Origin of the sequence: Streptomyces verrucosisporus, assembly GCF_017114865.1 — a bacterium.
Classification (GTDB): Bacteria; Actinomycetota; Actinomycetes; order Streptomycetales; family Streptomycetaceae; genus Streptomyces; species Streptomyces fenghuangensis.
In genome coordinates, this window is the sequence record NZ_JADEYH010000013.1 from 52,692 (window position 1) to 68,160 (window position 15,469).

Genomic DNA, 15,469 nt, shown 5'->3' on the forward strand with positions numbered 1-15,469 from the left:
AGGGGGTTCTGCTCCTTGGGGGTCGGGGGCGCCGGGCGCGGGTCAGGGGCCGGTGGAGCCGGTGGGGCCGTCCGCGCCGGCGAGGTGCTCGGGGCCGAAGGCGTCCGGCAGGAGGTCGGACAGCGGCCGGACGCCGGTGGCGGTGTCGACCGCCAGGTCCGGTCCGCCGTGCTCCCACAGCAGCTGGCGGCAGCGGCCGCACGGCATGAGGATCTCGCCGCGGCCGTCGCAGCAGGTGAAGGCCACCAGCCGGCCGCCGCCGGTGGCGGCCAGCTCGGAGACCAGGCCGCACTCGGCGCACAGCCCGATGCCGTAGGAGGCGTTCTCCACGTTGCAGCCGCCGACGATCCGGCCGTCGTCCACCAGCGCGGCGGCGCCGACCGGGAACTTGGAGTACGGGACGTAGGCCCGGGACATCAGCTCCCGGGCCCGCTCCCGCAGCGCCGGCCAGTCGGCCCGGCCGGCGCCGGTCGCGGGGGAGTCGCTCACTACTTGCCCTCGCCCTTCCGGTAGGCGTGCCCGTTGGCCTTGGGCATCCGCAGCCGCTGCGCGGACATGGCCAGCACCAGCAGCGTGGCGACGTACGGGGCGGCGCTGACGAACTGGCTGGGCACCTCGTCCACCGAGGAGTACCAGAAGAACAGCGCCAGACCGGTGACCGCCGCGACCGCGCCGGTCAGGTACTTCTTCCGGTAGATCGCCCAGGCGGTGGCCAGGACCAGCAGGATCGCCAGCAGCAGGAGCAGGGCGTGGACGTTCTGGCCGCCGCCGCGCAGGTTGAGGCTGTCGGTGTAGCCGAAGAGGCCGGCGCCCAGGGCGAGGCCGCCCGGCATCCAGTTGCCGAAGATCATCGCGGCGAGGCCGATGTAGCCGCGTCCGCCGGTCTGGCCCTCCAGGTAGATGTTGGAGGCGACCTCGGCGAGGAACGCGCCGCCCATGCCGGCGAAGCCGCCGGAGATCATCACGGCGATGTACTTGTACTTGTAGACGTTGACGCCCAGGCTCTCGGCCGCGATCGGGTTCTCGCCGCAGGAGCGCAGCCGCAGGCCGAAGCCGGTGTTCCACAGCACCCACCGGCTGAGCGGGATCATGGCGACGGCCACGATCGTCAGCAGGGAGAGGTTGGTGACCAGTCCGCCCACGAGTCCGGCGACGTCGGAGACGACGAACCAGTGCTTGGCGTTGAGTGTCGCCATCACGTCGGACAGCCCGGGGACGGTGATCTGGCCTATCGACTCGATGGGCGGGGACTGCTTACTGGTGCCGCTCTCCATCTCGGCGAAGGTGAAGCTGGACAGGTAGCGGGTGGCGCCGACGGCGAGGATGTTGATGGCCACACCGGAGACGATGTGGTTGACGCCGAAGCTGACGGTGGCGATCGCGTGCAGCAGACCGCCCAGCGCGCCGCCGACGATGCCCATGACCACGCCCGTCCACGGGCCCCACTGGACGCCGGCCCAGGCGCCGAACCAGGTGCCCAGGATCAGCATGCCCTCCAGACCGATGTTGATCACGCCGGCCCGCTCGGCCCACAGGCCGCCCAGGCCGGCCAGGCCGATGGGGACGGCCAGCCGCAGGGCGGCGGAGGTCTGCCCGACGGAGGTGATGCCGTGGGCCCCGGTGATCAGCCGTACGGCGGAGACGAGCACCAGCAGGCCCGCGATCACGAGCATCCATTCGGCCAGGGTCAGCCGGCGGCGGGCGGACTTCTTCGGCTGCTGTGCGGCCGGCCGCTTGTCGAGGACGGTGCTCATGCCGACACCTCCTTGCGGTTCTTCGGACCGGTGCCGTCGCCCTCGCCCGCGGCGGCGGCCTCGGCGGCGAGTTCCTCGCCGACCTTCTGCTGCTGGCGGCGCAGGCCGTAGCGGCGTACGGACTCGTAGCTGATGACGACCGCCATCACGATCAGGCCCTGCATGATCGTGGCGATCTCCTTCTCGTAGCCGTTGTAGTCGAGCGTCGGCGACGCCTTGTCGAGGAAGGCGATGAGCAGCGCTCCGAGGGCTATGCCGAAGGGGTGGTTGCGGCCGAGCAGGGCGATGGTGATGCCGGTGAAGCCCACGCCCGCGGGGAAGTCCAGGCTGTAGGTGTGGGCGTCGCCGAGCAGGACGGGCATGCCGGCCAGGCCGGCGACCGCGCCGGAGATCAGCATGCTGGTGAGCACCATGCGCCTGGCGTCGACGCCGCTGGCGGAGGCGGCGCTGGGGCTGGCGCCGGTGGCGCGCAGGTCGAAGCCGAACCGGGTGCGGTTCAGGACCAGCCAGTACAGCAGGCCGCACAGGGCGGCGACGGCGGTGAAGCCGTAGATCTCGCCGGCCGCGCCCATGTCGATGCCGGGGAACCAGCCCGATTCCGGGATCTGTCCGGTGGTGAGGTTGTTGCCGCGCTGCTCGCCGAACTGGGCGGGCAGGACGAGGTAGGCGATGATGCTGGTGGCGATGGAGTTGAGCATGATCGTCGAGACGACCTCGCTCACTCCGCGGGTGGTCTTCAGGATGCCCGCGATGCCGGCCCAGAAGCCGCCCACCAGCATCGCGACGACCATGATCAGCACGATGTGCAGGGGGCCGGGCAGGGTGACCGAGGCACCGATGACGGCGGCGGCCATCGCGGCGAGCCGGTACTGCCCGTCGACCCCGATGTTGAACAGGTTCATACGGAAGCCGACGGCCACCGCGAGCGCCGCCAGGTAGTACGTGGCGGCCTGGTTGACGATGAGCACCTGGATGTCGGCGTGCATCGCGTACTCGGCCATCAGCACGTACGGCTGGACGGGGTTGAGGCCGGAGGCGATCAGCACCACCGAGGTCAGCAGCACGGCGACGACGATGGCCAGCGCGGGCCCGCCGAGGGCCAGGACCATCCGGTCCCTGTCGAACTTCTTCATCGGTCCTCTCCCCCGTCCCGGCCCGTGGTGGCGGTCCCGTCGGCGGCCGCGGCGGCTTCGAGCGCCGCCCCGTCGTCGAGACGGCCACAGGCCGCGCCGGTCATGGCGGAGCCGAGGGCCTCAGGGGTGATCGTGGCGGGGTCGGCGTCGGCGACCAGTCGGCCGCGGTACATCACGCGCAGGGTGTCGGACAGGCCGATCAGCTCGTCGAGGTCGGCGGAGATCAGCAGGACGGCCAGACCGGCGCGGCGCGCGGTGCGGATCTGGTCCCAGATCTGCGCCTGCGCGCCGACGTCCACGCCGCGCGTGGGGTGGGCGGCGATCAGGAGCCGGGGCTCATGGCTCATCTCGCGGCCCACGATCAGCTTCTGCTGGTTGCCGCCGGACAGGGAGGCCGCGGTGACGTCGATGCCGGGGGTGCGCACGTCGTACTCGGCGACGATCCGCTCGGTGTCGGCGCGGGCGGCCTTGATGTCCAGCCAGGGCCCCTTGCTGTTGGGGGGCTCGGTGACGTGCCCGAGTATGCGGTTCTCCCACAGGGAGGACTCCAGCAGCAGCCCGTGGCGGTGGCGGTCCTCGGGGATGTAGCCGACGCCGCCCTCGCGGCGGCGGCGGGTGGGCCAGCCGGTGACGTCCTGCTCGCCGAGGACGATGGTCCCGCCGTCGGCCTGGCGCATGCCGACCAGCGCCTCGATCAGCTCGGTCTGGCCGTTGCCCTCCACGCCGGCCAGGCCCAGCACCTCGCCCTTGTGGATGGTGAAGGAGACGTCGTCCAGGATGGTGCGGGCGCCGTCGACCGGGTCGTGGCCGGTGAGGGTGAGGCCGTCCACCCTCAGCATGGGGGTGTCGGTGACGGTGGACTCGCGGGTCTCCGGGGAGGGCAGCTCGGCGCCGACCATCAGCTCGGCGAGCTGCTTGACGGTGACGTCGCCGGGGGTGACGGAGGCGACGGTGGTGCCGCGCCGGATGACGGTGATGTCGTCGGCGACCGAGAGCACCTCGCCCAGCTTGTGCGAGATGAAGATGACGGTCAGTCCCTCCGCCTTCAGCTCGCGGAGGTTGGCGAAGAGCGCGTCCACCTCCTGCGGCACGAGCACGGCGGTCGGCTCGTCGAGGATGAGGATGCGGGCGCCGCGGTAGAGGACCTTGAGGATCTCCACGCGCTGCCGGTCGGCGACCCCGAGGTCCTCCACCATGGCGTCGGGGCGGATACCCAGGCCGTAGGCCTCGGAGATCTCCCTGATCCGGGCGCGGGCCTTCGCCCCGATCCCGTACAGCTTCTCGCTGCCCAGGACGGTGTTCTCCGCGACGGTGAGGTTGTCGGCCAGCATGAAGTGCTGGTGGACCATGCCGATGCCGCGGGCGATGGCGTCGCCGGGGTCGGAGAAGGCGACCTCCTGGCCGTCGACGGCGACGGTGCCCTCGTCCGGCTTCTGCATGCCGTAGAGGATCTTCATCAGGGTCGACTTGCCCGCGCCGTTCTCGCCGACGATGGCGTGCACGGTCCCCTTGCGGACGGACATGTGGATGTCGTGGTTGGCGACGACACCGGGGAAGCGCTTGGTGATCCCGGTCAGTTCGACGGCGGGAGGACTGCTGGACGCGTTGATGGTGCACTCTCCTCGGGCTAAGGAGTGGCTCGTAGGGAGCACGGCGGGGGCGGACGGCCACAGGGGACCGGGGGCCGTGCGGGTGAGGGCGACGCTACCGTCTCGACGGTCGACTACGCGCGTAGAGCTTTTTCCGTGCGGTGGGCCCGGCCGGAGGAGGGCCGCCGCCGCGGGCGGTGCGGTCCTCCTCCGGCCGGGCCCGTGCCGGGGCCGTGCGGGCGGCGGCCGGACGGCCCGGGGGACGTCCGGCCCCGCTTCTCGCTCCGGCACCGGGCCGGATCAGGCGGGCGGGCGGGGGTCAGGACCCGGTGCTGACCTTGATCTCGCCGCTGACGATGCCCTCCCTGGCCTTCTTCACGGCCTCCTGCAGCTCGGTCATCTCGGTGAAGGCCGGGTTGGAGTCGGACAGGTTCACACCGCCGGACTTCAGGTCGAAGCGACTCTCACCGGTCATCGGCTCGCCGTTCTGCACGGACTCGACCAGGTTGTAGACCGCGCCGGAGACATCCTTGGTCATGGAGGTCAGGATGTTGTCCTTGTACTTGGCCAGCGTCTTCTGCTCGTACTGGTCGGAGTCGACGCCGATGACCCACTTGTCCTTGGCCGCGGCCGCCTCGATGACGCCCTGGCCCGCGAGGCCGGCGGCGTGGTAGATCACGTCGGCCTTGGCGTCGAGCTGGCCGCGGGCGGCCTCCTTGCCGAGGTCCGGCTTGGAGAAGCCGTCCATGTTCGGCGGCTGGGTCAGGTACTGGGTCTTGACCTCGATGGACTTGTCGGTGTCCTTCACGCCCTGGACGAAGCCCGCCTCGAACTTCTTGATCAGCGGGACCTCGACGCCGCCGACGAAGCCGACGACCTTGGACTCGGTGGCCTCGGCCGCGGCCACGCCCGCCAGGTAGGAGCCCTCCTCCTCGCTGAAGACGAGGTTGGCGACGTTGTCCGCCTGGACGGTGTTGTCGTCGATCAGGCCGAAGGTGGTCTTCGGGAACTTCTCGGCGACCTCCTCGATCGGCTTGGCGTAGGCGAAGCCCACACCGATCACGGGGTTGTAGCCCTGGCGGGCGAGGTCGGTGAGGCGCTGGACCTTGTCGGCGTCCGACTCGCCGTCGGAGGGCTCGACGTCCTCGCCGCCGATGCCGAAGTCCTTCTTCGCCTTCTCGAAGCCGGCGTAGGCGGCGTCGTTGAACGACTGGTCGCCACGGCCGCCGACGTCGTAGGCGAGGGCTATGCCCTTGCCCTTCTTGGCGGAGTCGGAGGAGTCCGAGGAGGCGGACTCGGTGGACGTGCTGCCACACGCGGTGGCGCTGAGGGCGAGGGCCGCGGCGGTGCCGACCGCGGCGGCGAGCTTGCTTACCCGGCGCAAGAGGACTTCCCTTCGCTCGAAGCGCCTCCGTTGGCGCTGGCTTCCGCCGCATCGTAACGCGCGTAGATGCCAGGAAAAGGGCTCCTGCGGAGCCGTTATCAGTTCGGTGTTAACGGGTGGTGCCCGCACCCTTGTGGAGGGTGACGCGTAGGCGTCCCGCGGGGCGCCGGGCATCGCGGGCACCGGACGCGGGCCCGGGTCGAGGAGGGCGGCGCCGAGACCGCGCCCTTCCGCCCGGCCGTCTCCCACCTGCGCTTTCCCGCCCGCCGCAAGGGCCGGGCGGCGGAGGCGGCGGGCCCGGGGGCGCGAGGACCGGAGAGTGGGGACGTCCCGCCGACCGCCGTCCGGGGAGCGGCGTGAGACTGGTCACGTGCCGGCTGCGCACCGGCCCCCTCCCGGCCCGGGCCGGGCAACCGCCCGCGGGACCGCGGCCCTTGGGCGTACGTCCCGTACGGTCGCCGTACGGTCCGCGCGTCCGCGCCCTATTCGCGCTCGGCGTCCAGCAGGGCGGCGGCCGTGAACAGCTCGACGCCCGCCGCGATGGCGCTCTCGTCGACGTCGAAGTCGCCCTGGTGCAGGTCGCGCGGCGCGCGGTCGCCCGGCGGACGCACTCCGAGGCGGGCCATCGCGCCGGGGACGTGCTCCAGGTACCAGGAGAAGTCCTCGCCGCCCAGGCTCTGTTCGGTGTCCTCGACCGAGCCGTGGCCGCGACGGGAGACCATGGCGTCGCGCAGCAGCTCGGCGGTGATCCGCTCGTTGACCACCGGGGGGACGCCGCGGATGTAGTTGAGCTCGAACTTGGCGCGGTGCAGCGTGGCGACCTCGTCGATCGCCGCGTGCACCAGGTCGGGCGCGATCCGCCAGGCGGGCAGGTCCAGGCAGCGGATGGTGCCGGACAGCTCGGCGTGCTGCGGGATGACGTTGGGGGCGTGGCCCGCCTCCAGCCGTCCCCAGGTCAGGGCGAGCCCGGCGCGGGTGTCCACGCGGCGGGAGAGCACCGCCGGGACCTCGGTGACGATCTTGGCCGCCGCCGTGACCAGGTCGGTGGTCAGGTGCGGGCGCGCGGTGTGGCCGCCGGGGCCGTCGAGGGAGAGCTCCAGCCGGTCGCAGGCGGAGGTGATGGGGCCGGCGCGCAGGCCGATGCGCCCGGCCTCGACCTTGGGGTCGCAGTGGACGGCGAGGATCCGGCCCACCCCTTCGAGCACTCCGGCCTCGATGGCGTCGGTCGCGCCGCCCGGCAGCACCTCCTCGGCGGGCTGGAACAGCAGCCGCACCGAGTGAGGCAGCCCGCCTCGGCGCGCCAGGTCGGCCAGGACGATCCCGGCGCCGAGCACGGCGGTGGTGTGGACGTCGTGGCCGCAGGCGTGCGCCCGGTCGGGGACCGTCGAGCGGTAGGGGACGGTCTTGGTGTCGGGGATGGGGAGCGCGTCGATGTCGGCGCGCAGCGCCAGCATCGGGCGCACGCCTCTCTTCGCGTCCGCCCCGCCGGGGTGGATGTCGCAGATCAGTCCCGTGCCGCCGGGGAGTACCCGGGGGGTGAGCCCGGCCTTCTCCAGCCGCTCCCGGATGGCGGCGGTGGTCCGGAACTCCTGGTGGCCCAGCTCGGGGTGCATGTGCAGGTCCCGGCGGAAGGCGATGAGCTCGGCACGGAGGGCCTCCGGCACGGCGCCGGGCAGCGGCGTCTCACCGGCGGTCCGGATACTGGACTCTGGCGACAACAACTGGCTCACCCTGTCGAGGGTAAGCCCAGGTGACAGCCGTGTGCAGGGAGAACGGTGAAAGTTCACCCTCCGTAGGGGAGAAAAAACGAATCAGCGGTCGCATACGGCCTGGTGCGGATGGGTATGACCTCCGATTCCGCTCGTCCCGGACCGTTCCGCTATGTGGGACGGAGGCGCGGTGGCCGCGGTCACGAGGCGGGTGGGGCCGACGGCAGCCGCCGCACCCCCCGCGCGGTGCCGGTGACGCCCGAGAGGAACCCCCGGGCGCGCGGTGAGGCGCCCTCCGTCAGCCAGGCCGGGTCCACATCGCAGACCGCGACCGTCACCCCGGTGCCCGCCAGGGCCAGCGGGAGGGTGTGGACGACGGTGGAGGGGAAGCTCACGATGGTGCGGCCGATGGGTCCGCGGCGGGCCACCAGTTCCAGCGGGAGGTCCGGCCGTACGATCTCCAGTCCCGTCCCGGCCGCTATCCGGTGCAGCTTCTCCGCGCTCTCGCGGCGGTGGGCGAAGTAGCGGGTGGCGCCGTGCTCCCGGGTCAGGGAGGCGACGGCCTCCAGATAGCGTTCGGGGTCCACCACACCGGTTTCGACCAGCGAGGTGCCCACCAGATCGGTGCCGCCGGTGAGCGCGGGCGGGCCGAAGCGGGCGCGGGTCCAGGCGAAGTCGTTGCGGGTGACCGACACGTGTTCGGGCGCCTCGACCGGCATCGAACTGAACACCTCGACCCGCTGCCGCGCCGACGGTGTCATCCGGCGGCGGGCGGAGGCGGAGACGGGCGCGAAGAGCGCGGCGCGCGCTCCCTGCGCTCCCTTGCGGTGCCAGCGCACCAGGCGCTCGCCGCGGGCGAGCTGGGTGACGAACTCCATGGTGGCCGTCCCGTCGTCGACCACCACCACTCCCCGCGGGCCCCCCGGTGCGGCCGGTCCCCCCGGCACGGCCCCCTCGGTGCGGGCCAGGGAGAGCAGCAGCTGCACATAGCGCGAGAACGGGTCGCCCACCACTATCCGCGCGGCGCGGCGCAGCGGGCCCAGCAGTGAGGCCACCGTCCTCAGCGGCGCGCCCGCGCCGCCGCGCGCCTCCTCCCAGCGGACCGCGATCCCCTCGTCGCGCGCCAGCTCGGCCATCCGCCGCAGCTGGCCGCGCGTCATCGCCTCCCGCGGCGGCAGGACGACGACGGTGAGGCCGCCGTCCTCTTCCTCCGCGCCCCGTACGGTGTGGGCCCACTCCAGGACGTTGAGGAGCTGCACCGGGCTCTCGACGAAGGCGAGGGTGCCCGACCGGCGCCCGGCGCGCCCGAGGGCTCCCGGAGCGCGGCCGGTGCGCCCGAGGACTCCCGGAGCGCGGCCGGGGCGCGCCCCCCGACGCGCCTCGGCCGTGCCCGGCGTGCCCGGCCTCCGGGCCGGCTGGGGCGGGACCCCGCCCGGGGTCCCGCCGGGGACTGCGCCTGCGCTCACCCTGGATCGCCCCGTCAGCCCGTCGTTCCCGTCAGACCGCTGCCGGCTCGCGGCCGGCGGCGGACTCCTCGGCCTCGGCCACGACGCCCTTGACCCGGCGCAGCTTCTTCATCGGCCCGATCTCGCTGTCGTAGACCTTCTTCACACCGTCGCCGAGGGACTCCTCGATGGTGCGGATGTCGCGCACCAGGCGCTGCAGGCCCTGCGGCTCGACGGAGGCGGCCTGGTCGGAGCCCCACATCGCGCGGTCCAGGGTGATGTGGCGCTCGACGAAGGCGGCACCCAGCGCGACGGCGGCCAGCGTGGTCTGCAGGCCCGTCTCGTGGCCGGAGTAGCCGATCGGCACGTTGGGGTACTCGGCCTGCAGGGTGTGGATCATCCGCAGGTTGAGCTCCTCGGCCTTGGCCGGGTAGGTGCTGGTGGCGTGGCAGAGCACGATGTTCTCGCTGCCCAGGACCTCCACCGCGTGCCGGATCTGCTTCGGCGTGGACATGCCGGTGGAGAGGATGACGGTGCGGCCGGTGGCGCGCATGGCGCGCAGCAGCTCGTCGTCGGTCAGGGAGGCGGAGGCCACCTTGTAGCAGGGCACGTCGAACTTCTCCAGGAAGTCGACGGACTCCACGTCCCACGGGGAGGCGAACCAGTCGATCCCCCTCTTCTTGCAGTAGGCGTCGATGGCCCGGTAGCCCTCCTCGTCGAACTCGACGCGGTGGCGGTAGTCGATGTAGGTCATCCGGCCCCAGGGGGTGTCGCGCTCGATCTCCCACTGGTCGCGCGGGGTGCAGACCTCCGGGGTGCGCTTCTGGAACTTCACGGCGTCGCAGCCGGCGTCGGCGGCGGCGTCGATCAGGGCGAACGCGTTCTCCAGGTCGCCGTTGTGGTTGATGCCGATCTCGCCGGTGACGTAGACCGGGTGGCCCGGGCCCACGGTCTTGGCGCCGAGGGTACGGAGGCGGGGGCTGGTCATGCTCAAGACAGTTCCTTTCCGAGGATCCACGAGGCGATCTCGCGGATCGCACCGGCCCCTCCGGGAGTGGAGGTGACCGCGCGGGCTGCGCCGCGTACGACGTCGTGGGCGCTGGCCACGGCGACGGGCCAGCCGACCAGGCCGAAGCACGGCAGGTCGTTGACGTCGTTTCCGACGTAGAGCACGCGCTCCGGCGCGATGCCCTGCTCCTCGCACCACTGCTTGAGGGCGAGGTCCTTCCGGTCGACACCGTGGAGCACGGGGATCCGCAGCTTGCGGGCCCGTGCGGCGACCACCGGGTTCTCCTCCGTGGACAGGATCAGCAGCGGCAGTCCGGCGCGGCGCAGGGCGGCGATGCCGAGCCCGTCGCCGCGGTGGACCGCGACCGTCTCCCGTCCGTCGGAGTCGACGTACACCCGGTCGTCGGTCTGGGTGCCGTCGAAGTCGAGTACGACCGCGTCGACGTCGTCGCGGTCCGGAAGCGCGCCGGGGCGCCCCTCCGTCCCGCCGTCGAGCAGCGGCGCCAGCGCGCGGGCGCGGGCGAGGTCGTGGGGATCGTCGACCTCCAGCACGCGCGCCGGGTCGGTGCGCACCAGCTCGGTGCGGCCGAAGAAGCGGTGTCCGGCCTCGCGGAAGCCGCCGGCGCGCATCGCGTAGGCGGCGCCGGTCTCCAGCAGGTCCTGCGGCCGGTCCTGGCGGCGCGGGCGGTAGGCCTTGTCGTGGTTGACGCCGTGCCCGCCGCCCGCGGCGCCGTCAAAGTCCCCGGCGTCCCCGGCGTCCCCCTCGCGCCAGACGAAGCCGTGGAAGGGGGCGACGGTCAGCGCGCTGTCGGCGCCGCCGGCCACCGCGGCGGCCACGCCCTCGACGTCCTCGCGGGTGAGGAAGGGGCTGGTGCACTGCACCAGCAGCACCGCCTCGGCCTCCCGTCCGTGCCGCTCGGCGTGGACGTCCATGGCGTGCAGGACGGCGGCCTCACTGGTGGCGGTGTCGCCCGCGATGCCGGCGGGCCGCCGCACGACCTCGGCGCCCGCGCCGCGGGCGGCCTCGGCGATGGCCTCGTCGTCGGTGGAGACGACCGTGTGCGTCACGCCCCGCGCCGCCAGGCACTCCCGTACCGCGCGGACGACCAGCGGCACTCCCCCGACGGTGGCGAGGTTCTTGGCGGGCACGCCCTTGGATCCGCCGCGGGCGGGGATCACGGCCAGGACGACGGGGCTGCCGGGGGTACTCGGGGACACAGGAGGGGCTCCTTGCCGGTCTGCGGTCTGCGGGGTGTCGGGCGCGCTCACAGCTCCCCCATCCGGCGGATGACCGGCGCCACGCGCTGGACGCCGTGGCGGTACGCCCCGCGCGCCGCGTCCCGTACGGCAGCCCGGACGGCCCGGCGCAGCCCGGAGGCGGGCCGGCCGGCCTGCGCTCCCGGCCGGGGCGCGCCCGAGGGGTCGAGCCCGTGGCGGGCGAGGATGCCGGGGAGGTAGCCGGGGGCGGTGGCGGACGTGTAGTAGGGGGCGACCGGCGGCAGGGCGGGGCGGGCCAGGAGCTCCGCGACGCGCTCGCGGGCGGCGTCGAAGGCCGCCTCGTAGGGGCCGTCGGCGACGACGCCCTGGCGGGCCGTCCACGCCGGGTCGGCCTTCGGCAGCAGCCCGGAGTCGAGCCGGTCCCAGGAGGTCAGGCAGCCCGAGCCGATGAAGTGGTGGTTGCCCAGCGCCTCGCGGACGCCGAGGTCGGTGAGGATCGCGGTGGGGATGCCCCGGTGCAGCGACTCAAGGGCGGCGGTGGAGCTGACGGTGACCAGCAGGTCGGTGCGGTCCAGTACCTCGCCCATGTGGCCGTAGACCAGGCGGAAGTTGTCCGGCAGTCCGCCGGGGATCCGCGCCGCGAGCTTCTGGTAGGGCTGCTCCTCGATGTGCGTGGTGTGCTCGCCCGGCCTGCTGCGCAGCTTCACCAGCACCTCGCGGTCGGGGTGGCGTCGGGCGTGCCCGGCGGCGCGGCGCAGCAGGTACTCGCGGTCGGCGCGGGAGGCGGGGACGGAGGGCTGGACGGCGAAGACGACCGTGTACGGCCGCTCGCCGGACTCCCGGTACGGCTCGCCGCCGAGGAAGGGCAGCGCGCACTCCACGACGGCGCCGGCGTCCGCGCCGACCCCCTCGTAGACCGCGCGGAAGCGCTCGGCGTCGTGGGCGGAGTTGGCCAGGACGACGTCCGCGCCGTGCCGCAGCAGCAGCCCGTCGGCGAGCTTCTCGTAGACGACGCCGACGTAGCCGGTGACGGTGACCGGGCGGCGGCCGTCTCCGCCGAGGCGGTGGGACAGGCCGTGCAGCATCGCCTGGACGGTGCCGCCGACGCAGGAGAGCACCACCACGTCGTACGCGTCGCGGTCGGCCCGGCCCAGGAACTCCGCGGCCGTCACCTCGCGCAGCGAGGCGGCGCGCACGCCCACCTCGTCGAGCTGGCGGGCGGTCGGGGTGGCCCGGCCGCGCAGCAGCAGTCCGTCGATGCGCGCGCCGGGGACGATGCGGTGCGCGGTGAGCGCACCCCATTTCCAGCGGGTGTCGGAATCGGCGAGAACGGCGATACGCGTTGCGCTGTCCGAGGCGCTGTCCGGGGCGTCGTACGGGGAATCCGAAGCGGTACGTGATGGCACGTCGAAGACGCTAGAAAGACATTCCGATTCTCGGCCCAACACGAATACAACAGACGGTTAACAGCACACCGACGGAAGGCCAACCGGCCTCCCGGAAAGCGGGGTTCACCGTTCCGCCACCGCGATTTCACCCGCCCGTACACCCCTGGACAGCACCGATGGCGGTCGGGCCCCTAACCTCTGCGGAGTGGTCAAGCTCTCCGTCATCGTGCCGTTCCGCAATGTTCGGCCGTACGCCCCCGACGCGCTCCGGAGTCTGCACGCCAACTCGGCGGACTTCGGAAAGGGGGACATCGAATTCATTCTGGTCGACGACTTCTCGACCGACGGCACCTCGGAACTCCTGGAACGCGCGGAAAAGGAAATCCCCGGCTCGGTCGTCGTGCGCCACCGGACGCAGGGCGGCGTGGCCCGCGCCCGCAACACCGGTCTGGACGCGGCGCGCGGACGGTACGTCGCCTTCCTCGACGCCGACGACTGGGCCGCCCCCGGCCACTACCGCGAACTGCTCGCCGCCGCCGAGGCCCTGGGCTGCGACTTCCTCCGTACCGACCATGTGCGCAGCACCGGCCGCCGACGCACCCTGGTCCGGGTGCCCGAGGGCCGCCGGGGCAGAGTGCTGGACCCGCGCGACGCCATCCTCCCCGCGCACCGCACCACCGCCGTCGACTACGCCTACGCCTGGGCGGGCGTCTACCACCGGCGGCTGCTGGACCGCGGCCTGCTGCGCTTCGACGACGGTCTGCACACCGCCGAGGACCGGCCCTGGATCTGGCGGCTGCACCGCGAGGCGGCCTCCTTCGCCGTGGTCGGCCTGACGGGCGTCTTCTACCGGCGCGGGGTGGCGACCTCGCTCACCCGGATCGGCGACGAGCGGCAGCTCGACTTCCTGCGCGCCTACGACCTGCTGGTGGAGGAGACCTCCCGGGACCGGGAGGCCGCCGCGCTGCTGCCGAAGGCCGTGCGCACCTACTGCGCGGTCATCCACCACCATCTGACCGGCGACCGCTTCGAGCCGCGGCTGCGCCGCACGCTGCGCGCCCGCTGCGCGGCGGCCCTGCGCCGGATGCCCGGCGACCTGGTGTCGCAGACACTGGACTCCATGGACACCGAGCGCGCCGCGCCGCTGCGCCGGCTGCGCCGCCGCCCTGCCGTGTCCTCCGCCGTCTCGCCCGCCGTGTCCCCGGCGGAGGCCGCCCGATGACCGCCGAGCGCCGGAACGGTTCTCCCGTGCGGCTGCTGGTGGCCTCCACCCCGCACGGCGCGGCGCTGCTGGCCGCCGCGGCGGACGCGGGCCTGCTGGGGGCGACGGCCCGCGAGCGGCTGCTGCTGGTCGCGAACACCGCCCCGGTCCCCGAGACCGTCCCCGCCCCGGACGCCCTGCCCGGCTTCCGGCCGCTGCGCGACCGCTTCGGCCGGGTGCTGTCCTGGAACGCCGCCCTCGCCCCCCTCCACCCCGCCGCCTGGGCACCGCGTTCTGACGACGCGCCCCTGTGGGAGAGGCAGTTGCGCTCCCTGTGGGGGCTGGGCGACGCTGCGGTCGAGCTGGTGGTGGAGCGCGTCGAGGCGGGCCCCGGGCAGGCGCTGGCCCGGGTCTTCCCCGACGCGCCCCTGACGGTGTACGCCACCGGGCTGTCGGCCTACGGGCCCACCCCCGGCAGGCTGGACCCGCTGGTGGGTGCCCGGGTGCGGCGGCTGCTCCACCCCGGCCTGGTGCCCGGTCTGCGTCCGCTGCTGCTGGCGGAGTTCGGCGTCGAGGCGGAGACGGTGCCCGGCGAGGCGCTGCGGGCCGTCGCCGCCCGGGCGGCGCGGGAGCTGCCGGACCCGGGCGCGCCCGAGGGTGCGGTGGTGCTGCTCGGACAGGACCCGCACGCTCCCGGCGCGCTCCCTCCGGGTGAGGAGGAGCGGACTTACGGGCGGCTGCTGCGCGGTCTGCGGGAGGCCGGCCACCGCGCGGTGGTCCTCGCGCCCCACCCCGCCGACCCCGCGCACCGGGTGCGGGGCATCGCGCGGCGGGCCGCGGAACTGGGCCTGGAGCTGTACGAGCCGCAGGAGGCACAGCCGGTGGAGGCGCTGTACGAGCGACTGCGCCCGGCACTGGTGACCGGGCGCTCCTTCGGGGCGCTGCTGGCCGCGAGCACGGTCCACGGCCTGCCCGCCTCCCACGGCGGCACGGCCGGCGCCCCTGCCGGCGCGGGCGCGTACGAGGGGGGCGGGCCGGTCGCGGCGGTGATCGCGGACGCGCTGCTGCCGGGCGGGACCGACGCGCCCGGAGAGACGGAGCCGGCCGACCCCTCCGAACCGGCCGACTCCTCCGAACTGGCCCGGCTGGTGCGGGCGGTGGCGTTCTGCGCGCAGCCGCGGGTCAATCCGGAACTGCGCGGCGAGGCCGAACGCTTCCTGGCCGCCCGTCCCGAGCAGCGCGTGCGGCGCTGGTTCCCGCGCCGCCTGCTGGCCTCCCTCGCCCTGCCCGGCGGGCTTCCCGCCGGCCTGGGGCCGGTCGTCCGCAACCCGGTGGTGCGGCGCGCGGCGCGGCGGGCCCGCGCGCTGGGGCGGCGGGCACGCCGGTGAACGGACCCTGCGGGGAAGGGTGCGGCCGTCGCGCCCCGTGTCGTTCGTCACAGCCGCACGGCCGCCCGGGCCCCGCCGAGCCCATCGCCGCAGGGTGGGCGGTGTGTTGGGGACGGCTTCGCCGCCGGTGCCCGGCCGCGGGGTGATCTGCGTCTCTGTTTAAACGGCGCGGGCCCCCTCATGCTGGGGATCCGCGACGCCCATTCGCGGCGATCACGGACACAGGCACACCAACGGCGCACCGGCGCCCCG

At 73.7% G+C, this 15,469-nt stretch carries 12 protein-coding genes; 2 read left to right on the top strand and 10 right to left on the bottom strand.

Going from position 1 to position 15,469, the window contains the following annotated elements; translation table 11 throughout:
* Nucleotides 1–42 precede the first annotated feature (42 nt).
* From IQ279_RS28015 to IQ279_RS15840, 10 genes are all read right to left on the bottom strand, one after another.
* Nucleotides 43–489: a cytidine deaminase gene (locus IQ279_RS28015; RefSeq protein WP_307792374.1), complete on the bottom strand. Its 447-nt coding sequence runs from the start codon at nt 487–489 to the stop codon at nt 43–45.
* Nucleotides 489–1,754 carry an ABC transporter permease gene (locus IQ279_RS28020; RefSeq protein ID WP_241028190.1) on the bottom strand — a complete coding sequence of 422 codons (1,266 nt, stop codon included), beginning with the start codon at nt 1,752–1,754 and terminating at the stop codon, nt 489–491. Before IQ279_RS28020 ends, IQ279_RS28015 begins: the two co-directional genes overlap by 1 nt.
* Entirely contained in the window at nt 1,751–2,887 is a 1,137-nt protein-coding gene (locus IQ279_RS15805; protein ID WP_206349166.1) for an ABC transporter permease, read from the bottom strand. The genes IQ279_RS28020 and IQ279_RS15805 overlap by 4 nt, the downstream gene beginning before the upstream one ends.
* On the bottom strand, nt 2,884–4,410 hold the full coding sequence (locus IQ279_RS15810; RefSeq protein WP_241028211.1) for an ABC transporter ATP-binding protein: 1,527 nt from the start codon (nt 4,408–4,410) through the stop codon (nt 2,884–2,886). Before IQ279_RS15810 ends, IQ279_RS15805 begins: the two co-directional genes overlap by 4 nt.
* 385 nt (nt 4,411–4,795) lie before the next feature.
* Nucleotides 4,796–5,860, bottom strand: a complete 1,065-nt coding sequence (locus IQ279_RS15815; protein ID WP_206349167.1) for a BMP family lipoprotein — start codon at nt 5,858–5,860, stop codon at nt 4,796–4,798.
* Nucleotides 5,861–6,342: 482 nt separating this feature from the next.
* A complete protein-coding gene (locus tag IQ279_RS15820) occupies nt 6,343–7,590 on the bottom strand; it encodes an amidohydrolase (RefSeq protein WP_206349168.1) in 1,248 nt (415 codons plus the stop codon).
* A 179-nt stretch (nt 7,591–7,769) separates the two neighbouring features.
* Nucleotides 7,770–8,828 (bottom strand): hypothetical protein, encoded by a 1,059-nt coding sequence (locus tag IQ279_RS15825; RefSeq protein ID WP_206349169.1) that lies wholly within the window; start codon nt 8,826–8,828, stop codon nt 7,770–7,772.
* A 238-nt stretch (nt 8,829–9,066) separates the two neighbouring features.
* Nucleotides 9,067–10,002, bottom strand: a complete 936-nt coding sequence (locus tag IQ279_RS15830) for an N-acetylneuraminate synthase family protein (RefSeq protein WP_206349170.1) — start codon at nt 10,000–10,002, stop codon at nt 9,067–9,069.
* A gap of 2 nt (nt 10,003–10,004) precedes the next feature.
* Nucleotides 10,005–11,240 carry a cytidylyltransferase domain-containing protein gene (locus IQ279_RS15835; protein ID WP_307792375.1) on the bottom strand — a complete coding sequence of 412 codons (1,236 nt, stop codon included), beginning with the start codon at nt 11,238–11,240 and terminating at the stop codon, nt 10,005–10,007.
* A gap of 47 nt (nt 11,241–11,287) precedes the next feature.
* A complete protein-coding gene (locus IQ279_RS15840) occupies nt 11,288–12,646 on the bottom strand; it encodes a DUF6716 putative glycosyltransferase (protein WP_206349172.1) in 1,359 nt (452 codons plus the stop codon).
* A 187-nt stretch (nt 12,647–12,833) separates the two neighbouring features.
* Between IQ279_RS15840 and IQ279_RS15845 the strand changes: the two genes are divergently transcribed.
* Both IQ279_RS15845 and IQ279_RS15850 read left to right on the top strand, forming a co-directional pair.
* The gene (locus tag IQ279_RS15845; protein ID WP_206349173.1) at nt 12,834–13,850 is read left to right on the top strand and encodes a glycosyltransferase family 2 protein; all 1,017 of its coding nucleotides are present in this window, start codon (nt 12,834–12,836) and stop codon (nt 13,848–13,850) included.
* Nucleotides 13,847–15,217 carry a hypothetical protein gene (locus IQ279_RS15850; protein WP_206349174.1) on the top strand — a complete coding sequence of 457 codons (1,371 nt, stop codon included), beginning with the start codon at nt 13,847–13,849 and terminating at the stop codon, nt 15,215–15,217. The genes IQ279_RS15845 and IQ279_RS15850 overlap by 4 nt, the downstream gene beginning before the upstream one ends.
* The last annotated feature ends 252 nt before the right edge of the window (nt 15,218–15,469 follow it).

Coding starts and splice junctions, on each gene's coding strand:
- IQ279_RS15810 (WP_241028211.1), bottom strand. CDS start 4,410: ATGTCCGTCCGCAAGGGGACCGTGCACGCCATCGTCGGCGAGAACGGC.
- IQ279_RS15805 (WP_206349166.1), bottom strand. CDS start 2,887: ATGAAGAAGTTCGACAGGGACCGGATGGTCCTGGCCCTCGGCGGGCCC.
- IQ279_RS15830 (WP_206349170.1), bottom strand. CDS start 10,002: ATGACCAGCCCCCGCCTCCGTACCCTCGGCGCCAAGACCGTGGGCCCG.
- IQ279_RS15850 (WP_206349174.1), top strand. CDS start 13,847: ATGACCGCCGAGCGCCGGAACGGTTCTCCCGTGCGGCTGCTGGTGGCC.
- IQ279_RS28020 (WP_241028190.1), bottom strand. CDS start 1,754: ATGAGCACCGTCCTCGACAAGCGGCCGGCCGCACAGCAGCCGAAGAAG.